The organism is Serratia myotis (assembly GCF_027474885.1).
Lineage (GTDB): Bacteria > Pseudomonadota > Gammaproteobacteria > Enterobacterales > Enterobacteriaceae > Serratia > Serratia proteamaculans.
The window spans coordinates 4,422,933-4,447,847 of sequence record NZ_CP099707.1; the positions used below are offsets into that span (position 1 = coordinate 4,422,933).

Consider the following 24,915-nt stretch of genomic DNA (forward strand, 5'->3'; position numbering starts at 1 on the left):
CAACAAAAGCTATATGCCTGTACGTTATGTAAGACCGGAGCTAACCCCGATAGTTGAATATAACCCTGATTATTTTTACCACCTCAGGGCAATCAGTACCACCGGGGGATTGTTACCCAAGGTTATGCCGTGCCACCGGCAACAGATAACGCTCTGTTTCGGCCAGAATTTGCGCTAAATAAATATTGTCCAACTGGCGGAATACCCGTTGCACATAGGGATCCTCGCCTTCGCCTGGAATACGCTGATCGCCCTGCCAGGTTTGCAGCAGCTTGGCCCGGGCCTTGATTTGCACCTCTTCATCCCAGGCAATCTGCTGCGTCTCAGCCTGATAGCACTGGCTCAGCCACGCCCAACCACTTTTGTTCAGCAACAGCAACGGCTGACACAGACCGCGCTGGTAGCCAGCCACCAGTTCAGCCAATTGCTCGTGGGCCTCTTGCGCACTTAACGCGGCAAAACGCCAGGCAGCCCCTTTGCGTCCGTAGATGCGGCTTTCTCCGCTGCCACCGACGCAGCAGTACACCAGATGTTCCAGCCACAGCAATATGCCGTCGACTGCCGATAAGGTTGACGGCCGCCAGCGCAGCAGCCCGTCGTCCTGGACCTGATGTAGCCAGCCGCTGATGCGCACACCGGCAATGTCGATATCCAGTTCCAGGCTGTGCCCTTCGCTACGTTCGGCGCGTACCTGTTCGGCCAGTTCGGTCATCTCTTCCTGCTGCTTCTGCCAGTATATTTCGCCGAAGGGGCCAAAAGGCAACCCGCCGGCGGCACGCACCCGCTGAAACAGGCGGGCAGCATCCCCACCGTCAATCAGCGTGTTCAACAGTTGGCTATTGAACTGATAGCGGCTGAGATTATCCAGGGTGAAGGGCTCTTCATCCGGCAGCTCGGTTTCTTCCAGGATGAAACTGACCCCCAACCGCAGTTGGAAGAAGGCGCGGATCGGGTGGCGGTAGAACCGCAGTAAATCGTCCAGCGAGATCTGCGTTTTTTCATCCGGCAACAGGGGCTGATTAAACGCGGGATGCGCCGCGCCGCGCCGATCGGCGGCAGGTAACCATTCGGCGGCATAGCTCTGCGCTTCGCTATTGGGCAGGAAATTCTCGGCGGCAAACGGCATGCGTGAATGCCAGTTAAGCAAATGTTTACCCACCTGCTGTGCGCTGCCATCGGCGTCCAGGTTTTCATCGCCCGGCAGACAATAACTTTGCTCAAGGTACTCCAGCAGCTCGGTCACCAGCACCGAAGCATAACGCTCGCTGTTATCCTGGATGGAGCGGCCAATAAAGCTGATATACAGCCGTTGTTGCGCCGACAGGATCGCCTCGAGGAACAGGTAGCGGTCATCATCACGGCGGCTGCGGTCGCCGCGTTTCACCTGTTGCGCCATCAAATCAAAGCCTAGCGGTGGCAAGGTGCGCGGATAAACTCCGTCGTTCATGCCCAGCAGGCAGACCACTTTAAACGGGATGGAACGCATGGGCATCAGCGTGCAGAAGTTGATTTGTCCGGCCAGGAAACGTTGGCTGATGCGTTCCTGATCGAGACGTGCCGCCAGTTCATCCCGCAGGATAGACAGCGGCACCTCGTCGGGATAGCGTGCCGCCAGCCCAAATTCGAACAGCTTGTTCCACTGCTGTTCTATCAGCGCCAACACCACTTCCGTTTCGCCGTCCTGTTCAAAAAAGGTTTCCAGCAGTTGGCGGCACAGTGGCTGCCACTCCGGCAAACAACGCGCCTGCCCCAACCGTTGTCGCCAGCGGCTCAGCGCCGCCAGCAGTTCCGCCAGTTGCCCGGCCAGTTCAGCTACCAGCCCGCTCGACTCGTCATAGGGTAAAACGCCCTGCCAGTCGCCGACATTGCTGTCCATGGCGTAACCCAGCAGCATGCGTGTAATACCGAATTGCCAGGTGTGCTGGCCGGTAGCGGGCAGATCCAGTTCACGTACGTTGTCGTCATCCAGCCCCCAACGCACGCCGGACTCGCCGACCCAGTGGCGCAACAGGCGCAGCCCTTCCTCCCGAATGGAGAACCGCGCTGCCAGCGCCGGAACCTCCAGCAAGGCCAGCACCTGCTCTGAGGTAAAGCGGCTCTGCGGCAGATCCAGTAATGAAATAAACGCCTGTAGCGCCGGGTGAGCCTGGCTGGCCTTGCGGTCAGAGATGGCAAACGGCAGGTAACGTTCGGGGGAAGCGTTACCGAATACCGCCTGAATATATGGCGTGTAGCTGTCGATATCCGCCACCATCACGATGATGTCGCGTGGCGTCAGCTCAGGATCATCCGCCAGCATGCTCAACAGCTGATCGTGCAGTACTTCCACCTCACGCTGCGGGCTGTGGCAGGCGTGCAGGCTAATCGAGCGATCGGCAGGATCAAGCCGACGTTTAGTGACGCTGCTCTCCAGCGTTTCCGGTGTGGTACCGATAACCGCACTGTTCTTCAGCTCCAGCATATCGTGCTGAATAGCATGCAGCAGATTGTCCGCAGGGATATGAACAAAGGCAAAAATTTCCTCTGAGGATTCGATCTGCGAGAGTAAAAAGTGGTGGTCGCGCCCCAGCTTGCCCCATGAAGCCAGCAGCGGGTTTGGCAGGTCTTGCTCGCCGGCGTCGTTAAACAACCCGGCGGCATTATCAGGATCCCGGAATAACGAATATTCCGTTTTGTCGCGATAATGCTGCCGCTTACGGCTCTGCAATTTAGCCAGGAATGACTGGCTCTGAATGTCCCCCCAATAGTAGCGGCACGGGTTGGTGAACATCAGATGAATATCAATATGCTTGCCCAGCGCCTGCAACGCTTCCAGATACACCGGTGGCAACGCCGAGATACCGCAGATAAAGACCCGAGGTGGCAGCCCCGCCGGCGGGGTTTCAGCTTTCTCTAACGCGCTGATAAAACGGCGATACAGGTTGGCACGGTGCCATTCCGGCTGCCCCAATTCCTGAGTGTATTCGACCAACCGCGCCCATAACGGCGCTTGCCATTGCTGTGCCTCCGCCAGCCCATCAACAGGCTCACCCTGCTGCCAGCTTTCCAGCCATTGCGGGCGATACACCAGATATTGGTCAAACAGGTCAGCCACCCGACCGGCAAGCTGGTGGATTTTACGCTTGTCGCCGTCGTCGGTGAGGTAATGCTGCAGTGGGGCAAATTCAGGTTGGGTGAGCAGGTCGGGCAACAGCCACATCAACTTCCAGGTCATGGCGTCTTTGCTGAAGGCGCTCTCTTTCGGGATCCCCGGTAACACCCGGGTGAACATGTCCCAGATGAAGGTGGCCGGCAATGGGAACGCAATGTTGGCGGCAATGCCAAATTGTTCTGCCAGTTGCATCTGTAACCACTGCGCCATACCGGGGCTCTGTACCAGCACCACTTCCGGTTGAAAAGGATCGGCCAATGGCTCTCTGGCTATCAACGCGCTGGTTAACGTTTTCAGCAAATCCAACTGATTGGAATGATAAACCCTAAACATTGGGAGCTCCCTTAAAACAAAATATCCGCCGGATCACGGGCGCATGCAGTACCAACGACTGAGTTCCGCCCACTGTCGCTGGGGCGTTTGTATTCTTACCGTCAGCCGTTGGCAGCCGGCTTGCGGGGTGCTTAACCCTGTCTCACGTTGCCAACCGGGGCCCGGTAGCGGCAGCCCGACATCCACACGCCCGCTAGCGGCGAAAACTTCCAATTGCTGATGCGCCAACGACCAGGCCTGTCGATACTGCCACTGACGCTGGAACGACTGCAACAGCACCTGATGATACTGTAACAATCCCAGCAGCGACACCGCGAACAGCAACGCGGCGATCAGTACCTCCGGCAGGCTGAAACCCCGTTGGCGCCATAACGCTGCACCGGACGCGCTGCGCAGGTTACTCCGCACAGTCTACCTGCTTTTTTTCAGGGCAAAAATCCAGCCAGCCGCCGGTTTCCACCCTCAGCCCGATGACACCCCCGGTGCCTTCAGGTTGGGTTCGTTGGTATAACCGCAACGGTTCCCCACGGCTCACCTGCGCATCACCACGGACCAGCACAATGCCCGCCTGAGAGGATAATTTTGCACAGGCGCGCAGCTCACCGGTTTGCTGACACCACCAGTCGTTAGTGGCTAACCGCCCGCGCGGCCAGGACTGCACCACGCCCCAACTGAGCGCCGAAGCGGCCTGATTATAAGCCTGTAGATAACGCTTCTCGTCGGCGGCCAGCAGCAGAGCACTGTCCAGTTGGCGGTGCTGGGCATTCAGCAGCATCAACCCCATCACCAGCAACATCATCACTGCCGCCAGGGTGCTGCCTCCCCGCTGCCCGCCAGCATTCATGGCAGCGAGGCCATGTTAACCGCCCACTGCAGGCTGCGCCGTATCCCTTTATCCGCTTTTGAACGGCCACTCAAGGCCAGCGTCACCCAGTTTTTACCGCTGTCGCCCGCATTCACCTTGATGCTGAAGGTCTCAATGCGCACTTCATCGTTATCGAGCAGACGCTCCCAGCCGGTGCCACGGCAGTGACTCACGCCTCTCTGCCCTTCCAGCATGCCTTGCCGTAACCGGTACCCGAAGTAGCCGGCGTCGGCACCGAGGGTTTCCCAACGCCCGCTGCGGGTGATGTCATAGGCAACTATCACACAGCTGCCCGCCGCCTCCCCGGCCGCATGACTGATCAACAAGGGTTGGCCCTGGCACCGGCCTGCACAGAAGCCGGCGCGGCGCAGATCCTTCTCAATGCCAAAGGCTAACTGCCGCAGCACCGATTCCAGCCGATAATGCCGACCGACATCGACACTGTGCTGACGCAACACCGGATAGGTTTTTGCCGCAGCCAACGCAATCAGGCTGCCAAAGGTCAGTGCCAGCATCACCTCCGGCAGTGTAAAACCGCGCTCTAGGGCTGACATACCGCAATCCCCCTCAGGCTCACGTCTTGGCTGCATAACCGTAGCCGCCCCTTGGCTGACAGCACCAGGCGCAGGCTGCCGGCACCATTCCTGAGCAAAATATGCCCGGCCTGGGCATTGTTACGCAGGCCATAAAACCCGATATCTTTTTGGGTAAACCCCGCCAGTTGCACGTCCCGATAGTCAGGACGGAACACATCATCGCCGAGCGCTGCACAATCCACCGGCGCTTGACCGCTGCCGATGCACCAGGGATCGCCGGTTTTAAACCCCAGCAGCGCCGTGCGATTACGCCAGTTGGCGTCCGCCTGTAACCGGGTGAGAAAGGCCAGCAGCTGCTGTGCGGTATGCTCCAGCCGCAAGGCCTGCTGATAATGACGCCAGTGGCTAACGCCCCAACCGGTCAGCAGGCCCGCCAGGGTAATCACCACCAGCAGCTCAATCAGCGTCATGCCGCGCTGGCCCTCAATGTTGAAAATCATCTTGTCGCTCATGCCGGCCAGTGTAACCAGAGGCACAGCAGGATAAAGAAGGCGTTATCTGGCCTGAAGCGCGCTGCGCAACCTTTCTATGAAACTGACGGGGAAGCCCAATTAAATGCGAAGCAGAGCGCAGAAACAGCGGAGGTGGATCGGCAGAAAAAACCAAGGGCGCAACCTGTGCGCCCTTGGGGATCAATCATCGGATAAAAATCAGATGGCAACCGGTGCCTTGATGGCAGGGTGCGGATCGTAACCTTCGATTTCAAAGTCTTCGAAGCGGTAATCGAACAACGATGCCGGCTTGCGCTTGATCACCAACTTCGGTAATGCACGCGGTTCACGGGTCAGCTGCAGCTGGGTTTGTTCCATATGGTTGCTGTACAGATGAGTGTCGCCGCCGGTCCAGACGAAATCACCCACTTCCAGATCGCATTGCTGCGCCATCATATGTACCAACAACGCATAACTGGCGATATTGAACGGCAGGCCAAGGAACACATCGCAGGAGCGCTGGTACAGCTGGCAAGACAATTTGCCGTCTGCCACATAGAACTGGAAGAACGCGTGGCAAGGTGCCAGCGCCATCTGATCCAGCTCACCCACGTTCCAGGCGGAAACGATAATACGGCGCGAATCCGGATCCTGTTTCAGTTGGTTCAGCACGGTGGTCAACTGGTCGATCTGACGACCATCCGCCGTCCCCCAGGCACGCCACTGCTTGCCATAGACGGGGCCAAGGCTGCCATTTTCATCCGCCCATTCGTCCCAGATGCTGACGTTGTTTTCCCGCAGATAAGCCACGTTGGTGTCACCATTCAGGAACCACAGCAGTTCATGGATGATTGAGCGCAAATGACACTTCTTGGTAGTGACCAGCGGGAACCCTTCCTGCAAATTGAAACGCATCTGGTGGCCGAATATCGACAAGGTGCCAGTGCCGGTACGGTCGGCTTTAGGGGTGCCCTCGGCGAGCACTTTGTTCATCAAATCCAGATACTGTTTCATTTGTTCCTCACGACAGTTGTTGCTGCGGGCGACGACGATACGCCCAAATCATCATAATAATACCGGCCACCACCATAGGGACGGACAGGATCTGCCCCATGCTGATGACGCCGTCAAACAGGCCAAGCTGGGCATCCGGCTGGCGGAAAGCTTCGACGATAATACGGAATGCGCCGTAGCCAATCAGGAACAGGCCGGAAACGGCCCCCATCGGCCGCGGTTTGCGGATAAACAGGTTCAGAATGATAAACAGCACCACGCCTTCCAACAGCAGTTCATACAGCTGGGACGGGTGACGCGGCAACACGCCGTATTGGTTCAGGATAGGCAGCAATTGCGGATCGGCGGCAGCCAGCGCTACGTCTTCCGGGCGTGAGCTTGGGAACAGCATCGCCCATGGGGTATCGGTAGTCACACGGCCCCAGAGTTCGCCGTTGATAAAGTTGCCCAAACGGCCGGCACCCAGGCCGAAGGGGATCAGCGGGGCAATAAAATCAGAAACCTGGAAGAAGGTGCGTTTGGTGCGGCGAGCGAACCAGAACATCACCAGGATCACCCCCATCAGACCGCCGTGGAATGACATGCCGCCATCCCAGACTTTGAACAGATACAGCGGGTTATCCATGAACAGCGGCAGGTTGTAGAACAGCACATAGCCCACGCGGCCACCGACGAACACACCGAGGAAACCGGCATACAGCAGGTTCTCTACTTCATCCTTGGTCCAGCCGCTGCCCGGTTTGTTGGCCCGGCGTACCGCCAGCCACATGGCAAAAACGAAGCCAACCAGGTACATCAGACCGTACCAATGCAGAGAGACCGGGCCGATAGAGAAAATCACCGGATCAAATTTAGGAAACGCCAGATAGCTATTGGTCATCTATCACCACAACAAGTCTATTATTCTTCCCCATCCGGGGGCGGCAGGTACCAAACGCGGTGAAACACAGCAGGAGCATTATTTTTCCGTTGCTTTCAGCGCAGTTGAGGAGGCGGATAATAGCATAAGCTTAACCGCCTCCGGACTGGCCTGCTGGGAAAAGTTCTGTAAAAAAATCAGTCAGCCCACGGCCTTACTTACCGCCGCGGATCAAACCACCCATGCCGCGCCGTTCCATAAATGCCGCTACCTGATGACGCACTTCGGTGGTCATTTGGGCATTGAGCACCCGCTGCACCAACACTTCGGCGTCGGATAACTCAATGTGCCGCAGCAGATATTTGATGCGCGCCACGCTACGTCCGTTCATGCTCAGATTACGGTAACCCATCCCCACCAGCAGCAGTGCGCCCATAGGATCACCGGCCAGCTCCCCACACAGGCTTACCTGCAACCCAACTGCCCTGGCCTGCACGGCTATCAGCTTGAGCACCTGCAGCATGGAAGGATGCAGGCTGTCGTACAGCGCCGCTACCCGAGTATTATTGCGATCTACCGCCAGCAAGTACTGGGTCAGGTCGTTGGTGCCTACCGAGATAAACTCAACGCGCCCGGCCAGATGCGGGATCATGAAGATCATCGAGGGCACTTCCAGCATGATGCCTAATTTGGGTTTTGGGATTTCATATCCCAGTACCTCTTCCACTTCCCGCCCTGCGCGGTCGATCAAGCGTCGGGCCTCGTCGATCTCTTCCAGGCTGGTGATCATCGGCAGCAGTATGCCCAGATTGCCGGTACCGGCATTGGCACGCAGCATGGCACGCACCTGGATCAGGAAGATTTCCGGCTGATCCAGGGTGATGCGGATGCCGCGCCAACCCAGACAGGGGTTTTCTTCGCTGATCGGCATATAAGGCAGTTGCTTATCGGCGCCAATATCCAGCGTGCGCAGCGTCACGGGCTTGTTCGGGTACAGTTGCAGCATGCCCTGATACTGGGCGACCTGTTCCTCTTCGGAAGGGAAGCCGCTCTGCAGCATAAAAGGGATCTCGGTACGGTACAGACCCACACCGTCAACCCGCCCGCCCAGCAGTTTTTCATGTTCCGGGCTGAGGCCGGCGTTAAGCATTACCTGGACGCGCTCGCCACTTTTGAGTTGGGCCGGTTGCTCAACGTCGTCTTCCGCCAGCTTGCTTAATTCCAGCTCTTCGCTGATCAGTCGTTGGTATTCCTGCACCAGCACCGGTTCCGGGTCGACCAGCAATTCGCCGCGATAACCGTCGACGATCAGCAGCCGCTGGCTGAGCAGCGCAGGCTGGATATCCGCCCCCATCACCGTCGGCACCCCCATCGCTCGCACCAGGATGGCCGCATGGGAGTTGGCGGCACCGTCACGCACCACCACGCCGACCAGTCTGTCCTGTGGCATTTCTGCCAGCAGGGTCGCGGTCAATTCATCGGCCACCAGCACAAAACGCGCCGGCCACTGGGTAGCGCCCTGGGTGGTGTCATCGAGGTGGAATAACAGACGCTGACCAAGCGCGCGCAGATCGCTGGCGCGCTCACGCATATAGGTGTCTTGCAGGCTGGCAAACTGAGCCGCAAAGACCTCGATCACCTGTTTAACCGCCCATTCCGCCACGGAACCGGCATCAATTTCGGCAAACAGTTCGCGCTTGAGGCGCGCGTCGTTCAACAGGTGAGAGTAGAGATCGAAGATCGCCGCGCTCTCTTTTTGCGAGCTGGCGGCAAAGCGCTTGCTGAAACGGCGGAATTCCGCGCCGGCTTCTTCCAGCGCCTGGGTCAGGCGTTCGCGCTCGCTGGCAGTATCGAGCGTCGAAGCCTCGTAAACTTGATCGAGTGACGGCTGGCTGCTGTCCTGCCAGCCTTCGGCCACCGCAACGCCTGGGGAGGCCGCCAGTGCACGAATGCGCGTCTGACGATACTGTCCGAAAATGGCGTTAAGCTGTGACTGCGAGAGGATCCCGGCCATTTGCGTGGCCAGGGTCACCATGAAGGATTCTTCGCTTTCGTCAAACTGACGTAGCTCACGCTGCTGTACCACCAGCACGCCCAGCAGTTGGCGACGATGAATGATCGGCACGCCGAGGAAGGATCGGAAACGATCCTCTTTCACCTGGGGAATGTATTTGAAGCTGGGGTGACTCTGCGCGTCGGCCAGGTTAATCGGCTCCGCACGGCGTCCGACCAAACCGACAATCCCTTCATCAAAGGCCAATGCGATAGCGCGCCCACGCGGTTTTTTTAACCCGCGTGTCGCCATCAGGTAATAGCAGCGGCGGTCGTTGTCCGCCAGATAGATGGAACAAACTTCTGTATCCATTGCCAGACAGGTTTCATTGACCAAAAGATCCAGCGCATCTGTCAGGCTGGCCGCCGCGGCCACCTTCTCAACAATTTCTCGCAAGCGCGTGAGCATAGTCGGCTTAACTTAACCTCTCTTCCGGCGATAAGCGGGGGTCTGCCGCTGTGCTGCCTGCTCCTGCATTGGCATCACGGTGACGGCGAATTCTTTCATCACCCGGCGGTACACGTCACGTTTGAACGACACCACCTGGCGCACCGGATACCAAAAACTCACCCAGCGCCAACCGTCAAACTCCGGCGTGCTGCTGCGTTGCATATTGATATCAGCGTCATTGCACATTAACTGCAACAGAAACCATTTCTGCTTTTGGCCGATACAAACCGGCTTTGTGTCCCAACGCACCAAACGTTTTGGCAATTTATAGCGCAACCAGTTGCGGGTTGAGGCCAGGATGCGTACATCCTTTTTACTCAGCCCCACTTCTTCGAACAGCTCACGGTACATTGCCTGTTCTGCGGTTTCACCAGGGTTAATCCCACCTTGGGGAAACTGCCAGGAGTGTTGACCGTAACGGCGAGCCCACAGGACTTGCCCCTGACGATTACAGATTACGATACCAACATTCGGGCGGTAGCCATCATCATCGATCACCGGACTACCTCGATAAGCTTAAATTCGCATAGATACCCTGATTGTTTCACACAAGCTACAGGCGGTAAACCACTGCTTTGCGGCGCTGCAGACCGGATAACATTGGGATAACTCACAGATAATGGCAAAGTTATAAACATGCGAGGCGATTTACACGCGGTTTTATTCACTTTTTCTGTGGATAGGTGTGTGAAGAACTCAAGGGATAAGCCGGTAAAACTCTGGTGAGCCTAAAAACCCCATAAAAATAATAATCATATTAATCGTTTAAAAACATAAAGATATATAATTATCAACAGCCCTATACAGAGCAAAAATGTGATCTATGTCCGTTTAGGATCTTACCCTGGCGAAAGATCCACCAACGTTGTTTTTATCCACAGATTATCCGTATGAGATACGCACAAAACGGACAATTTCGCAAAAAAGTGCCTGCGTCAAGGCTGTAAATCGAACCAGTGATCGGTAAAAATTTGGGTTATCCCATAAATCTGTGGATAAATAGGTGTAAGATCCTGTTTATTGTCGGTGGCTTCAGGTGCACAAGCGTCGCCCGGAATTTTTCCTCTGCCGGCTGTGAGAAAAAAAGTCATGAAAAATCATGCTACTATTATTCTTTTCCCCAGTCCTTTCCCGCCAAGGTTCTCTGTGGACAAATACAGTACATTTTTCAACCAAATCTAACAGGCTGGTATTATGGCGTTTTTATCTCCTTTGCCCCCTCCTCCAGAAAACGAACAACAACTGTTTGAACGGGCGCAGCAGCTTGCCGGCTGCCATCTGGGTGAACTGGCCGAACGTGCACAGTTGGCTATCCCCAAAGACCTGAAGCGCGATAAAGGCTGGGTTGGCATGCTGCTGGAGCAGTATCTGGGTGCCATGGCGGGCAGCAAGCCGGAGCAGGATTTCCCCGAGTTGGGCATCGAGCTGAAAACCATCCCGATAGACGCCGCCGGCAGACCGCTGGAAACCACCTTCGTCTGCGTGGCACCCTTAACCGGCAACAGCGGCGTAACCTGGGCCAGCAGCCATGTGCGCCATAAGCTGGCGCGGGTGCTGTGGATCCCGGTGGAAGGCGAGCGGCAAATCCCGCTGGCACAGCGACGTATAGGTTCACCGCTGTTGTGGAGCCCGAGCGCCGAAGAGGAAGAAATGTTGCGCCGCGACTGGGAGGAACTGATGGATTTGATTGTGCTTGGTCATGTCGAGCGGATCACTGCCCGCCACGGTGAAGTGCTGCAACTGCGTCCCAAGGCGGCCAACAGTAAGGCCCTGACCGAAGCTATCGGCGAACAGGGTCAGCCGATCCTCACATTGCCGCGCGGGTTCTACCTGAAAAAAAGCTTCACTGGTGCATTATTAGCAAGACATTTCTTTATCTGATCCCTTTTGTTTAGGTCGCGTTTAGCTAACAGTGTCGCTGTATCAATAAACGCGTATAATTCAGCCTTTGCTTTTTATTAAGGTGTGGTTTGCCAATGTTCGAGTGGATTATGGATCCCAATGCCTGGTTAGCGTTAGGTACGCTGACCATTCTTGAGATCATTTTGGGTATTGATAACATTATTTTCCTGTCGCTGGTGGTGTCCAAGCTGCCGAAAGCACAGCAGAACAAGGCTCGCCGCATCGGTCTGGCCGGCGCAATGTTAATGCGGCTGGGGCTGTTGGCCTCTATCGCCTGGGTGATCCGTCTGACCCATCCGCTGTTTAGCTTCATGGACCACAGTATCTCGGCGCGCGATCTGATCCTGCTGCTGGGTGGGCTGTTCCTGATTTGGAAAGCCAGTAAAGAGATCCATGAAACCATCGAAGGCTCCGATGAAGAGCACCACACCAAGGTGCACGGCTTCTTTGGTGCCATCGTGCAGATTATGCTGCTGGACATCATTTTCAGCCTGGACTCGGTGATTACCGCAGTAGGCCTGTCCGACCACCTGTTTATCATGATGGCCGCAGTGGTGATTGCCGTTGGCGTCATGATGTTTGCCGCCCGCCCTATTGGCGAGTTCGTTAACCGCCATCCTTCGGTGAAAATGCTGGCGCTGGCGTTCCTGATCCTGGTGGGCTTCACCCTGATGCTGGAAAGCTTCCAGGTGCATGTGCCAAAAGGCTACATCTACTTTGCGATGTTCTTCTCAATGTCGGTCGAAGCGCTTAATCTGATGCGCAGCAAGAAAAAAACCGTCTCTGAGTAATTCCCCACGGGAGTGCGCGCCAGCCGCTCCCGTTATTATTTTCGCCTTCCGCCCTGCTTCAACGTCACTTTAATCTATAAAGATAAAGACTTATCCGAAACACGGCGCTTACAGAGTTTGCTAATCTAAGAAGAAGCTTCTTTTTTGCATACATAACAGAGGATCCGCAGGATGAACAAGTGGGTAATGGCAGTGTCTGCGTTGGTGATCGCCGCCGGGTTGGCGGGATGTTCCAGCGATTACGTGATGGCGACCAAAGACGGCAATATGATCCTGACCCAGGGTAAACCGGAGATTGACCAGGATACCGGCCTGATCAGCTACAAAGATGAAAAAGGCAACAGCCGTCAAATCAACGGCGATCAGGTTTCACAGGTTATCGAACGCTAATCCCCCGTCGGCTATCCTGCGTGATAGCCTTCCCCGCACTGAATCCACTTCCCCCATCTTCCCGGCTTGGTTATAGTCGGAAAAGGCGATATCACCGCCTTGCGGGTTGTTTGCCACAGCCTGCCATTTGGCTCCTGTTTCACCGGGCGGTACCGCCCGTTAGCGCTAACATGAAAGGAAGGCCGTTAATGCAATACCACCGTATTCCCCACAGTTCTTTAGAAGTGAGCGTGCTGGGACTGGGCACCATGACCTTTGGCGAACAGAACAGTGAAGCCGATGCCCATGCGCAACTCGACTATGCATTAGCCGCTGGCGTCAACCTGATCGATACCGCAGAGATGTACCCGGTTCCACCCCGTCCTGAAACCCAGGGGCTGACCGAGCAATACATTGGCAGTTGGATCAAGGCACGCGGCAACCGTGAGAAGATAGTGCTGGCCAGCAAGATTGCCGGGCCGGTGCGTGGCACCGACAGCAGTATCCGTCCACAGCAGGCGCTGGATCGCAAAAATATCCGTGTCGCGCTGGACGCCAGCCTGAAACGACTCAACACCGATTATCTCGATCTCTACCAACTGCACTGGCCACAGCGTCCGACCAACTACTTCGGCAAGCTCAATTATCAATACACCGATGATAAAGCCACCGTCACCCTGTTGGAAACGCTGGAGGCGCTGACCGAACAGGTGCGTGCCGGTAAAATCCGTTATATCGGGGTGTCTAACGAAACGCCATGGGGCGTGATGCGTTACCTGCAACTGGCTGAAAAGCACGAGTTGCCGCGCATCGTCTCAATTCAGAATCCCTACAGCTTGCTGAACCGCAGTTTTGAGATTGCCCTGGCAGAGATCAGCCAGCACGAAGGCGTCGAACTGCTGGCCTATTCCAGCCTGGCGTTCGGTACCCTGAGCGGCAAGTATCTGAACGGCGCAAAACCGGCCGGTGCGCGCAACACGTTATTCACGCGCTTTAACCGCTACTCTGCGCCACAAACGCAGTTGGCGATTGCCGAGTATGTCGCGTTAGCCAAAAAGCACGGGCTGGATCCTTCGCAGATGGCGCTGGCCTTTGTGCGCCAACAACCCTTCGTTGCCAGTACCCTGCTGGGCGCGACCACGCTGGAACAGCTGAAAACCAACATCGACAGTTTCGACGTGGTGTTGAATGAAGATGTGTTGCAGGGGCTGGAAGAGATCCATACCCGCTTTACCATTCCTGCGCCATAAACAAGATGGGGCGCCTGATCGCGCCCCATCCGTTATTTTGCCCGCCGCTGCGACAACCACAGCGCGCTAATCGCCAGTGCGAACACCACGCCAAAACCAATCCCCACGCCGACCACCGGCACACTGATTTTGACCGCCAGAGAATACAACCCGAGCATCAGCAACATGGCGGTGTTCTCCCCCAGGTTCTGCACCGCGATCGCGTTCCCCGCCCCCACCGAGTTTTTGCCCCGCTCCTGCAATAGCGCATTCAGCGGCACCACAAAGAAGCCGCCCAATACGCCGATAATCAGCAGCACTACATAAGCGTTAAACAGGGTGGTTTGCAGCGCGAATATTGCCACCGCTACACCGATCAGGATCCCGGCCGGCATGCAACGCTTCACCGTTTCCAGCGTGACGAAGCGCGCGGCCGCACCGGCGCCAATCACAATCCCGACCGCCACCATGGCATTGAGCAGCGTCGGCGTGGCGTTATCGGCGATACCGAGCGCCACCGGCACCCACAACACCAACAGGAAGCGCAGCGTGACCCCTGCGCCCCAGAACAGGCTGGTGCCAATCAATGAGAAGCGTGTCTGGCCGTCGCGCCACAACACCACACAGGCGTTGAAGAAGGCCCGCGTCATGGCACGCGGCGTCCAGGAAACGGCAGGATGTGCCACCGGCAAGCGCGGAATGTACAGATTGGCAATCACCGCCGCCGCATAGACCACCGCACACACCGCCAGCGCCGCCACGATATGCCAGTCGGCCAGTATGCCGCCGGCCACCGATCCGATCAGGATCGCGGCAATGGTGGAGGCCTCCATCAGGCCATTGGCCTTGACCAGTTTTTCGCCGCTGGTGATCTCGCCCAAAATACCGTACTTGGCGGGTGAATAGGCCGCGGCGCCAACGCCCACCAGGGTATAACCGAGGAACGGATTGAACCCGAAACAAATCACCAACGCACCGGCCAGCTTCAGACCGTTGGCCACCATCATCACCCGCCCCTTGGCGAAGCTGTCAGCCACCTGGCCGACAAAAGGCGCGAGGATGATATAGGTGGCGACAAACGCCATCTGCAAAATCGGCTGGCTCCAGTCGGGGTAAAGCTGCTGTTTGATCAACGCCAGCGTGGCGAACAGCAGCGCGTTGTCGCCGAATGCAGACAAAAACTGAGCGCAAATCACCGCAATCATGCTGCGCGAAAGCAAGGGTGAATCAGTATTCAACGTCGGGTTCATCAGACAGTCTCCGGCTGTTCAGCCATGTTACGCAGGGTCACAAAGTCCGGTTTCCCGCTGCCGAGCACCGGTAAGGTTTTCAAAATACGGATATCACGCGGCACAGACAGCTCAGGGCTGCCCAATTCCCGCGCCACCTTCAACAAGGCTTCGCGGGTGATGCCGGCGTCGGTGGTAAACAGTACCAGCGCCTCACCTTTGCTGCTGTCACTTTTCACCGTGGCGGCGTGCTGCCCCTCCGGCGCTACGCGCTGTGCCAGCAGTTCCACACTTTCCAGCGAGACCATTTCCCCCGCCAGTTTGGCAAAGCGCTTCACCCGACCGCGGATCACGCAGTACCCCTGCTCGTCCAATGTGACAATATCGCCGGTATCGTACCAACCCGGCTGCAGGCTGCCGTGCTCATCCTCTGCCGCCGGGGGCTCCAGCTCGCCCGGGCGTTCCACCCGCAGATAGCCTTTCATGATATTAGGCCCCTTCAACTGCAAGCGCCCGCCGTTATCGATACCCGGCACCTTCATCAACCGCGCCTCCATATTCGGCATGATACGGCCGACGGTGCCCACCTTGGCCGCCAGCGGCACGTTGATCGACACCACCGGCGCGCATTCGGTCACGCCATAGCCTTCCAGGATGCGGATGCCGTATTTGTCCTGATAAATCTGTTTGGTGCTGTCCGCCAGCTTTTCCGCCCCGGCCACCACGTAGCGCAAACGAGCAAAATCATACGGGTGGGCAAAGCGGGCATAGTTATTGAGGAAAGTCGCGGTGCCGAACAGCACGGTGCAGTTGCGGTCATAAACCAGCTCCGGTACCACACGGTAATGCAGCGGGCTGGGGTAAAGGAAAATGCGGCTGCCGGTCATCAGCGGGGTCAACAGCCCGACCGTCAGGCCAAACGAGTGGAACAGAGGCAACGATGACATAAAACGGTCACGCGGGGTGAAATCGGCGATGGTGCGGATCTGTTCAACGTTGGCCAGCAGGCTGGCGTGAGAATGCACGACGCCCTTCGGATTGCCCTCCGAGCCGGAGGTGAACAGGATCAGCGCCGCATCGTCCGGTTGCTGCGGCAGCATGGCGCGCGCCGGTTGGAACAGGTGACGCAGGATCCACAGTTTGTCCGCCAGGGTAATCGTATCTTTCAGATCCTCCAGGTACACCCAATTGGCCTCCGGCACCTGCTGTGGCAAATGCGTCAACTTACCCTTTTCCAGGAACTGGCGCGAAGTGACGATGGTTTTGAGGCTGGCGGCGGTCATGGCGCTTTTCAGGCCTTTGGACCCGGCAGTGTAATTGAGCATCGCCGGAATGCGATTACGCAGTGAAGCGCCAAAAATCGCCGCGACGGTGATGGTCGCATTCGGTAATAACATACCGACATGCTCACCCTCGGCAGTAAAGCGTTGCAGGATACGGCTGACACCCAGCGCTTTCTTGGTCAGCGTCCGGTAGCTGTCCTCCTTGAAGTTAATATCCTCGATGCACGGCTTGTTACCGCCATAACGGTGCTGCGCCGCCAGCAGGGCCTGGAACAGGGTCTGCGGCTCACGGGTATCCATCCGTGCCTTCATCATGATCTGGTGCAACCGGTCACCAGCCAACGCACGGCGATCGCGGGCTCGCGGCGCTACCGGCATCGGCAGCGAGGTCGGAGGTAAAATACGGATGCTGATCTGCGGGAACCAGCGGATCCTGAACACCCCGGCCATGCGCCCAAAGGGACTGAACTCGGCGCCATCCAGCCGTATCGGTACCAGGGTCGCTCCGGATTTGGCGGCGATAAACGCCGCACCGTCATAAACCTTCATCAGCGAACCGGTAACGGTGATACGCCCTTCAGGAAACACCACCACCGGCCGGCCCTGCTCTACCGTGCGCACCAGCTGTTTGATAGCCATGGGTTTGGTCGGATCGAGCGAGACAAAGTCGATATAGGGCCGCAGCCAGCGCATAAACCAGCGATCGCCAATGCTGGCATACACGGCAAACACCGGCTTGATCGGCAAAAACACCGCCAGCAAAACGCCGTCGAGGAAGGAGATATGATTGGGGGTAATCAGCAGCTTTTGCTGATCGAAATGTCGGACGTCGCCCTCGACACGTACCCGGTACAGCAGGCGGAACAGCACCCGCAGTATAGAAAAGATCATGCCCTTCTCCCCTTGGCCAAGATGAGCGTAAATGGTTGTAGGGAAAAGAATACTATATGGCAGGCAAAAAAAAACCTACGCATCCGCGTAGGTTGGTGCAATTGAAAATGGCTTCAACATACAGAGTATGCTGATTTCTCACCAATCAATACCTCTGGGATCACCTACTCTAGAGAGATGACGATTAAGAAACTACCGACCAATCGCAAGAGTTTTGCTCTAAATGCAACCAGCTGTAAATTTCCCGCAATTTTCGGAAATAACTCAATGAAACTTAAACAGTCCTGGAGCAGAAAAATACAAAATCGGATTTTGTGCAGGCGGGATGGCAAGGTAGCAGGCAAAAAAAAACCTACGCATCTGCGTAGGTTGGTGCAAATTAATATGGGTTCAACAAACAAGTTGCCGAAACTCACCAATCAATACCTCTGGGACATTCAATTTACCCCGGGCCGGCAAAAGCCAGCCAGCAGGCAATCGCAACATTGAGGCGCAAAGTGTAACCAGGGGTGTAATTACCTATCGGGCGCTCACTTCGACCAGGCAGCTCATGGCGTTCGGGCCCTGGGTTAACGGCGAGGTGCCGATATCCAGCGTCAATACGTTCGGGTTGCCGGACTGCTCCACCTCCAGGCGCTCGGTGCCGAAGCCCGGATCAAACCAGGCACCGGTGGCCATCAGTACCACGCCCCGGGTGACACCGTCGGTAAGAGAAACTCCTGCCAGACAACGGCCACGCGCATTGCTGACCAGCACCTCAGTGCCATCGACAATACTGCGTTCTGCCGCATCTTGCGGATGCATATACAGCGTCTCGCGACCGGCGGTTTTATTGCCCTGCGCCAGCGGTGCCGGATCCATCTGGCTGTGCAAACGGTCGCTCGGCTGGATGGAAATCAGGTGCAGCGGCCAATCTTTGGCCTGCGGTGCCCCCAGCCATTCGGCCGGCGGCTGCCACTGCGGATGCGGTGCAAAATCAGCATAACCGTAGCCGGCGATTTTCTCGCTGAACAACTCAATCTTGCCGCTCGGGGTTTGCAGCGGATTGGCCTGTGGATCGGCGCGGAAGTCATCAAAGAACACGAACTCTTTCGCCGGTGCCGGCAGTTCGACATAGCCTTTGCGCCAGAAGTCCTCAAACTCCGGCCATTCCACGCCGGTGCCTGCCTGCGCCTGTCCGCACTGCTGATAGATAGATTCGATCCAGGCGCGTTCGTCGCGGTTTTCGGTGAATTGCTCGCGGTAACCGAGTCGCTCCGCCAGATCGGCAAAAATATCAAAGTCATTTCGCGCCTGATGCTGTGGCGCAATCGCCTGATGCATCGCCAACACGTAGCGATCGCGCGATGAACCGCCGATATCGTTACGTTCCAGCGAGGTCGTGACCGGCAGCACGATATCCGCCATTTTGGCGGCCGGTGTCCACCAAATGTCCTGCACAATCACCGTATCCGGCTTCTGCCAACCCTCCACCAGTCGGTTTAACTGTTGGTGGTGATGGAACGGATTGCCACCGGCCCAGTGCACCAGATGGATATCCGGATAGTGCCGCGTCTCGCCGCGGAACTGATAGGGTTCACCAGGTTGCAGCAACATGTCACAGATGCGCGCCACCGGGATCGCCAGCCCGCAAGGATTGGCCCCCACCGGCATCATTGGCCCCGGGGTATCCACGCGCGGATTGCCGACGCCGTTCATTGAACCGTGCCCAAACGAGAAGCCGCCGCCCGGCAGCCCAACCTGACCGAGCATCGCCGACAGGGCAATCATCATCCAGTAGGGTTGTTCGCCACGGTGAGCGCGCTGAACGGAATAGGAACAGGTGATAAAGCTGCGCACGCCGATCAGTTGCTGCGCCAGCAAGCCGATGCGTGCCGCGGGGATGCCGGTGATCGCACTGGCCCACTCCGGCGTTTTTGCCACGCCGTCATCGGTGCCGCGCAGATAACTCGCCAGTTGGTCGTAACCGGCACAGTGGCTATAGAGGAATGCCTCGTCCTGCGCGCCCCGCCGCTGAATTTCATACGCCAACGCCAGCATCAGCGCCACATCGGTATTCGGACGGATTGGGATCCATTCGGCATTGACGAATGCCGGGCAGTCATCACGCATCGGACTGATGTTGATCACCGGGGTGCCTTTCTGCACCAGCTTTTGCAGCCACGGCTTGAGTGAATGCTCCGCCGCACCGCCGGAAGATACCTGGGCATTTTTCAACGCCAGGCCACCGAAAGCCACAAACAGTTCGCAGTGCTCGACCACGCTCGGCCAACTGGTGACGCGCCCGGTCAATGGGGTGAAGGTGCCAATCACATAAGGCAGGAAAAACTGCGCAGCCCCCCAGCTGTAGTTGCCCAACTGGTCAACACCGCCACCGCCGCCGAAATAAAAACGCCGCACCAGCGAACGCGCATGATGCAAACGCCCGGCGGATGACCAGCCATAGGAACCGGTAAACAGGCCCGAGGGGCCGTAGCGATCGCGCACGCGACGGTTTTCTTCCGCCACCAGATCGAGCGCCAAATCCCAGTCCACTTCGACAAAATCTTCGCGCCCCCGTAGCGTGCGGTCACTGCCTTCGCGCTTTTGCAGCCAGGAGCGACGCACGGCAGGCTTGCGGATGCGCTTGTCGGAATAGGCCATAGGCGCGATGGAGGCGAGCATCGGGGAAGGATCCGGATCGTCGGTGAACGGCTCACAACGGATAAGCCTGCCGTCTTCAACCACGGCGGTATACGCCCCCCAGTGAGCGAGCTGCGGATAACGTTTAATCGACATGCGGTTCTCAAACAAAAGTAGATGCCCAAAAGTAACATTAGCCGACCTGCGCCACCAAAGCACAAATGACTCTATTACTGGGTGGTACAGGTCTAAGCGCACGATAAATCGCCCATATCTGCAACAGCCGCCACAAGTTGCGATCGCCAGCGCTTGCAGCCCCGCGTTTTTTCCGCAAAACTGAGGAATGTAAGCGATTACCCAGGATGTATGACAGATATGGCTACCATAAAGGATGTTGCCAGGCTGGCGGGTGTTTCCGTGGCCACGGTATCCCGCGTAATAAACAATTCCCCGAAGGCCAGCGAAGGCTCACGCACTGCGGTGCAGGCCGCGATGGAACAACTGCAGTACCACCCAAACGCTAACGCCCGCGCGCTGGCGCAGCAATCCACCGAAACGCTCGGGCTGATCGTCTCCGACGTGTCCGATCCTTTTTTTGGCGCCATGGTCAAAGCGGTCGAACAGGTGGCCTACGCCACCCATAACTTCTTGCTGATTGGCAACGGTTACCATGAGGCAGAAAAAGAGCGTCAGGCGATTGAACAACTGGTACGCCATCGCTGTGCTGCGCTGGTGGTCCATGCCAAAAAACTGACTGACCGTGAGTTAAGTGGCTGGATGCAGCAAATCCCGGGGATGGTGCTGATTAACCGCACGCTGCCGGGCTTTGAATCACGCTGCGTGGCGCTGGACGACCGTTACGGTGCCTGGCTGGCGACCCGCCATCTGATCCAGCAGGGGCACCAGCGCATTGCCATCATTTGTTCCACCCACCAGATTTCCGACGCCACAGACCGCCTGCAGGGCTATCTCGATGCCTTGCAGGAGCATGGCATTGCGGTGGATGAAAAACTGATTGCCTATGGTGAGCCGGACGAAATCGGCGGTGAGCAAGCGATGACCGAACTGCTCGGGCGCGGCAAAAACTTTACGGCGGTGACCTGCTATAACGACTCAATGGCCGCCGGTGCTCTGTCGGTGCTGAGCGACAACAGTGTCGATGTTCCTGGCCAGATGTCGTTGATTGGTTTTGATGACGTGCTGATTTCACGCTACCTGCGGCCACGCCTGACCACCATTCGTTATCCGGTGGTGGCGATGGCGACTCAGGCAGCCGAACTGGCGCTAGCGCTGGCCAACAACCAGCCACTGCCGGAGATCACCAATATGTTCAGCCCGACCCTGGTACGCCGCCATTCGGTGGCCAGCATCAATAACGTTTACGAACAGAACTAGTCCAGTTCCCGGTGGTAGACCCGCACCGGGCGGTCGGGGTAATCCAGCGCGTCGCCGATGTAATGCCAGCCGTGACGTTCGTAATAGCCGCTGAAGTCACTATAGAGATACAGTTCGCTGAAACCGGCACCCCGGCTGTAGTCCTGCACATGCTGCTGCAGCCGTAAACCCAGCCCGCAACCGCGTTGGCTTTCATCGACATACAGCGCCGCCAACCAGGGTGTCAGATCCTGGCGGCTGATCAAATCGCAGCGCCACAGGCCCACGGTGCCGACCAGTTTGTCGCCCAGCAGAGCAATAAAAGTGATGGGTAAATCCGCCCCACGCAGCCCACTGTCCACCACGCTGGCGAAAAATGCCCGGCTGCTTTCGCTACCAAAGGCCCGCCACTGCCAGTCGATCACCTGTTGTCGATACTGTGGGTAATCCGCCAGAAGCACAATGTTAATCATCTCCCCCCCTTTTCCCGTTGCCCGAGATCAGTCTACGGGCGTTTGCAGACAACGCAATCCCGGCGACAAAAAGCCACGCAGCCAAGGGCTAACCCTATGCTAGACTGAGCATTATTTGCCACAGCGGATGTTGAAAGGGGTAAGCCATTGATGATCACCATGTTGGATGTTTCCATTCGCGCTGGGGTCTCTAAGGCCACGGTCTCACGCGTGTTAAATGGCACCGGCCAGGTGAAAAAAAGCACCCGCGACGCGGTGTTCAAAGCGATGGACGACCTGGGTTACCGCCCGAATTTCCTCGCCCAATCGCTGGCGAATAAAAGCTCCAACAGCATTGGACTGGTAGTCTCCAACTTCGACGGCCCCTACTTCGGCCGTCTGCTGCGTAAAGCCGCCAAGCTGATCGAAGCCAGCGGCAAGCACCTGATTGTCACCGATGGCCACGACACGCCGGAAGACGAGCTACAGGCAGTGCGACTGCTGGCCGATCGCCGTTGTGACGCCATCATTCTGTATACCCGATTTATGTCCGAATCTGCGCTGATGAACTTGCTGGGAAGCCTGCCGGTGCCGATCATGGTGATCAACCGCGATCTGCCACAGGCACGCGAGCGCTGCGTGTTCTTCGAACAGCAGAGGGCCGCCTTCCACGCGGTGGATTATCTGATCCGGCAAGGGCACCGCGAGATCGCCTGTATTACCGGGCCGATCGCCACGCCCACCGCTCAGGCGCGATTGGCGGGTTATCAGCAGGCGCTTGAACATCATGAGATTGCCTTCGACGACGCCCGTGTAGCCTATGGCGATAGCAGCGTGCAAAGCGGCTATCAGGGTGCCCGCAGTTTACTGGCCAGCGATAGCGGCTTTAGCGCACTGTTCGCCTGCAACGACGACATGGCGGTCGGCGCCATGAAGGCGCTGCACGATGCAGGCAAACGCCTGCCGCAGGATGTCTCCCTGTTTGGCTTTGACGACGAACCCAGCGCCGCCTATTTGCAACCTGCGCTGTCCACCGTTTATCTGCCGATCGACGTGATGATCGAAGCCGCCATCAGCCAGGCTTTCCGCCTGATTAAAGGAGAGAATATACAGCCACTCCCTCCTTTCACCGGTGAACTACGGCTGCGCGAATCCGTGATACCCGGCCCCTACGCCAACTGATCCCTTCGGGCGCTGGCGCTGATTGCGCGCCACGCCGCATTTCCCCCACTACGATTTCCCTTGCCTGCCACTTAGCCGCATATTGTCACAACAATAGTCTTTACGCTATATAGCATAAAAGCTATATTTGGAGTGTGGTCGTCGAACGATTCGACAACTGATTTTTATTTGGCAACCCAGAGGTAACGCATATGGCTAAGCCTTTAGCAAACCTGATCGAAAAGCTTGATCCCGCAGTGGTTGAAGCAGCGAGGCAAAAAGCGGACAAAGAAATTTTTGAATTGCGGCTGGCAATGCTGCGGGAAGAACTGGCGGTGTCCCAAGTGGAACTGGCGAAACGACTGGGCATCAGCCAGCCTTCGGTCGCCAATCTGGAAAAACGTGGTAGCGAAATTAAACTCTCTTCACTGAAGCGCTACATCGAAGCCATGGGCGGCACACTCTCGCTGGAGGTCCAACTGCCCAACGGTCAGCATCGACGGATGACATTGTGAGACGGGCGCAGTTTTGAACTGCGCCCGAAGCACTCAGATCAGTTCCAACGCAATCAGCTCTTCAATGGTCTGGCGGCGACGGATCAAACGAGGTTCGCCGTTCTCAAACAGCACTTCCGGCAGCAGCGGACGGCTGTTGTAGTTCGAAGACATCGATGCGCCATAAGCGCCGGTGTCATGGAACACCAGATAATCGCCGACCTGCACCGGCGGCAGTTCGCGGGTTTCAATACCGCCACCGGCCTGCTGGGTAAAGACGTCACCGGACTCACACAGCGGCCCGGCAATCACGGTATCGCGCAGCGGCTGGTTGGCAGTATCGCGGCCATCGGCCGGCAGCAGGGAAATATGGTGGTAACTGCCGTACATCGCCGGACGCATCAAATCGTTAAAACCGGCGTCCACCAGCACGAAGTGGCGGCTGCCCATGTCTTTTACCGCGCGTACCTCAGCCACCAGCACCCCGGCTTCCGCCATCAGGAAGCGCCCAGGTTCAATTTCCAGACTCACCGGATGGCCCAGATGGGCGGCAATACGCTCGCGCGCACTGTTCCACAGGCCAAAATAGTGTTCGGTATCAATCGCCTCTTCGCCGTACTGATACGGGATCGACAGGCCACCACCGGCGGAAATAGCGCTGATGTCATGGCCCAGGTCGATCACCTGCTGCACCATGGCGTCACACACGCGCTCCAGATGCTGGTAATCCACACCCGAACCGATATGCATATGCACGCCGATCAATTTCAGGCCGTACTGCTGAATTTTTTCCACTGCCTGCGGCAAATCGGCATACCAAATGCCGTGCTTGCTGTTCTCACCGCCGGTATTGGTTTTCTGGCTGTGACCGTGGCCGAAGCCCGGGTTAATGCGTAGCCACACCGGGTGCCCGGCAGAAACCTGGCCCAGTTGCTCCAGCATGTCGATCGAACCGACGTTGACCGGGATTTTCAATTCACTGACGCGCGCCAGCGTTGCATGATCCAATACGTCGGCGGTAAATACGATTTCGCTTGGCTCACCACCCGGCTGAAAACCGGCCTGCAGTGCACGTTCAATCTCCCCCAGCGACACCGAATCCACCTTGACGCCCTGCTCACGCATCAGGCGCAGAATATGAATATTCGAACAGGCCTTTTGGGCAAAACGGATCACATCAAAATGACGCAGTTGGCTGATACGCTCGCTAATGATAGCGGCGTCATAGGCCCATACCGGGCAACCAAAACGCTGAGGCAAGGCCAACAGGTTAGCGGCATTAAGGGCAGTCGTCGTATCGTGTAAAGCACGTGGCATGGTGGTATCCCTGAATAAAATTTAGTGACTCTAATACCCCAATATTGCC

Annotated in this window: 21 protein-coding genes; 7 read left to right on the forward strand and 14 right to left on the reverse strand. The window is 57.1% G+C overall.

Translation table 11 applies throughout. The annotated features are described in order from the left end of the window. Positions 1-112: 112 nt before the first annotated feature. The 9 genes from recC to rppH form a co-directional block, all read right to left on the reverse strand. Entirely contained in the window at positions 113-3,484 is a 3,372-nt protein-coding gene (recC, locus tag NHG65_RS20855) for an exodeoxyribonuclease V subunit gamma (protein WP_499182617.1), read from the reverse strand. Between the two features lie 33 nt (positions 3,485-3,517). Continuing rightward, on the reverse strand, positions 3,518-3,892 hold the full coding sequence (locus NHG65_RS20860) for a prepilin-type N-terminal cleavage/methylation domain-containing protein (protein ID WP_314733068.1): 375 nt from the start codon (positions 3,890-3,892) through the stop codon (positions 3,518-3,520). Next, on the reverse strand, positions 3,882-4,328 hold the full coding sequence (locus NHG65_RS20865; RefSeq protein WP_499182618.1) for a YgdB family protein: 447 nt from the start codon (positions 4,326-4,328) through the stop codon (positions 3,882-3,884). The genes NHG65_RS20860 and NHG65_RS20865 overlap by 11 nt, the downstream gene beginning before the upstream one ends. Then, positions 4,325-4,903, reverse strand: coding sequence for a prepilin peptidase-dependent protein (locus NHG65_RS20870; protein ID WP_499182619.1), 579 nt, complete (start codon positions 4,901-4,903; stop codon positions 4,325-4,327). The genes NHG65_RS20865 and NHG65_RS20870 overlap by 4 nt, the downstream gene beginning before the upstream one ends. Beyond that, positions 4,891-5,397 (reverse strand): prepilin peptidase-dependent protein, encoded by a 507-nt coding sequence (locus NHG65_RS20875; RefSeq protein WP_499182620.1) that lies wholly within the window; start codon positions 5,395-5,397, stop codon positions 4,891-4,893. Before NHG65_RS20875 ends, NHG65_RS20870 begins: the two co-directional genes overlap by 13 nt. A 198-nt stretch (positions 5,398-5,595) precedes the next feature. Further along, positions 5,596-6,390, reverse strand: a complete 795-nt coding sequence (gene thyA, locus NHG65_RS20880; protein WP_085118584.1) for a thymidylate synthase — start codon at positions 6,388-6,390, stop codon at positions 5,596-5,598. Positions 6,391-6,397: 7 nt separating this feature from the next. Beyond that, a complete protein-coding gene (gene lgt / locus NHG65_RS20885) occupies positions 6,398-7,270 on the reverse strand; it encodes a prolipoprotein diacylglyceryl transferase (RefSeq protein WP_085118585.1) in 873 nt (290 codons plus the stop codon). A 193-nt stretch (positions 7,271-7,463) separates the two neighbouring features. After that, on the reverse strand, positions 7,464-9,710 hold the full coding sequence (gene ptsP / locus NHG65_RS20890) for a phosphoenolpyruvate--protein phosphotransferase (protein WP_499182621.1): 2,247 nt from the start codon (positions 9,708-9,710) through the stop codon (positions 7,464-7,466). A gap of 12 nt (positions 9,711-9,722) precedes the next feature. Beyond that, on the reverse strand, positions 9,723-10,250 hold the full coding sequence (gene rppH / locus NHG65_RS20895; protein ID WP_012146527.1) for an RNA pyrophosphohydrolase: 528 nt from the start codon (positions 10,248-10,250) through the stop codon (positions 9,723-9,725). A gap of 696 nt (positions 10,251-10,946) precedes the next feature. Between rppH and mutH the strand changes: the two genes are divergently transcribed. The 4 genes from mutH (at position 10,947) to NHG65_RS20915 (ending at position 14,064) form a co-directional block, all read left to right on the forward strand. Continuing rightward, complete coding sequence (mutH, locus tag NHG65_RS20900; protein ID WP_112347242.1) at positions 10,947-11,633, forward strand: DNA mismatch repair endonuclease MutH; 687 nt, start codon at positions 10,947-10,949, stop codon at positions 11,631-11,633. 95 nt (positions 11,634-11,728) lie between these two features. Continuing rightward, positions 11,729-12,445 carry a TerC family protein gene (locus NHG65_RS20905; protein ID WP_099063783.1) on the forward strand — a complete coding sequence of 239 codons (717 nt, stop codon included), beginning with the start codon at positions 11,729-11,731 and terminating at the stop codon, positions 12,443-12,445. Positions 12,446-12,616: 171 nt separating this feature from the next. Continuing rightward, entirely contained in the window at positions 12,617-12,835 is a 219-nt protein-coding gene (locus tag NHG65_RS20910) for a YgdI/YgdR family lipoprotein (RefSeq protein WP_099063784.1), read from the forward strand. A 188-nt stretch (positions 12,836-13,023) separates the two neighbouring features. Further along, the gene (locus NHG65_RS20915; RefSeq protein ID WP_012146531.1) at positions 13,024-14,064 is read left to right on the forward strand and encodes an NADP(H)-dependent aldo-keto reductase; all 1,041 of its coding nucleotides are present in this window, start codon (positions 13,024-13,026) and stop codon (positions 14,062-14,064) included. A 32-nt stretch (positions 14,065-14,096) separates the two neighbouring features. Here NHG65_RS20915 and lplT read toward each other — a convergent pair whose 3' ends face one another. The 3 genes from lplT to NHG65_RS20930 all read right to left on the reverse strand — a co-directional run bounded on the left by lplT (position 14,097) and on the right by NHG65_RS20930 (position 20,224). After that, on the reverse strand, positions 14,097-15,293 hold the full coding sequence (gene lplT, locus NHG65_RS20920) for a lysophospholipid transporter LplT (RefSeq protein WP_499182622.1): 1,197 nt from the start codon (positions 15,291-15,293) through the stop codon (positions 14,097-14,099). Further along, on the reverse strand, positions 15,293-17,446 hold the full coding sequence (gene aas, locus NHG65_RS20925) for a bifunctional acyl-ACP--phospholipid O-acyltransferase/long-chain-fatty-acid--ACP ligase (RefSeq protein ID WP_499182623.1): 2,154 nt from the start codon (positions 17,444-17,446) through the stop codon (positions 15,293-15,295). The genes lplT and aas overlap by 1 nt, the downstream gene beginning before the upstream one ends. A 519-nt stretch (positions 17,447-17,965) precedes the next feature. After that, positions 17,966-20,224 carry a molybdopterin guanine dinucleotide-containing S/N-oxide reductase gene (locus NHG65_RS20930; protein ID WP_499182624.1) on the reverse strand — a complete coding sequence of 753 codons (2,259 nt, stop codon included), beginning with the start codon at positions 20,222-20,224 and terminating at the stop codon, positions 17,966-17,968. A 219-nt stretch (positions 20,225-20,443) separates the two neighbouring features. On the opposite strand from NHG65_RS20930, the gene galR reads away from it, so the two are divergent. Continuing rightward, positions 20,444-21,463, forward strand: a complete 1,020-nt coding sequence (gene galR / locus NHG65_RS20935) for an HTH-type transcriptional regulator GalR (RefSeq protein WP_261258604.1) — start codon at positions 20,444-20,446, stop codon at positions 21,461-21,463. On the opposite strand, the gene NHG65_RS20940 is transcribed toward galR, so the two are convergent. Continuing rightward, the gene (locus NHG65_RS20940) at positions 21,460-21,915 is read right to left on the reverse strand and encodes a GNAT family N-acetyltransferase (protein WP_219016869.1); all 456 of its coding nucleotides are present in this window, start codon (positions 21,913-21,915) and stop codon (positions 21,460-21,462) included. The genes galR and NHG65_RS20940 overlap by 4 nt on opposite strands. A gap of 150 nt (positions 21,916-22,065) precedes the next feature. Between NHG65_RS20940 and NHG65_RS20945 the strand changes: the two genes are divergently transcribed. Both NHG65_RS20945 and NHG65_RS20950 read left to right on the forward strand, forming a co-directional pair. After that, positions 22,066-23,076, forward strand: coding sequence for a LacI family DNA-binding transcriptional regulator (locus NHG65_RS20945; RefSeq protein ID WP_099063790.1), 1,011 nt, complete (start codon positions 22,066-22,068; stop codon positions 23,074-23,076). 191 nt (positions 23,077-23,267) lie between these two features. Next, on the forward strand, positions 23,268-23,570 hold the full coding sequence (locus NHG65_RS20950) for a helix-turn-helix domain-containing protein (protein WP_085118626.1): 303 nt from the start codon (positions 23,268-23,270) through the stop codon (positions 23,568-23,570). 33 nt (positions 23,571-23,603) lie between these two features. Here the strand turns inward: NHG65_RS20950 and lysA are convergent, their stop codons facing one another. After that, a complete protein-coding gene (gene lysA / locus NHG65_RS20955; RefSeq protein ID WP_099063791.1) occupies positions 23,604-24,866 on the reverse strand; it encodes a diaminopimelate decarboxylase in 1,263 nt (420 codons plus the stop codon). Between the last annotated feature and the right edge of the window lie 49 nt (positions 24,867-24,915).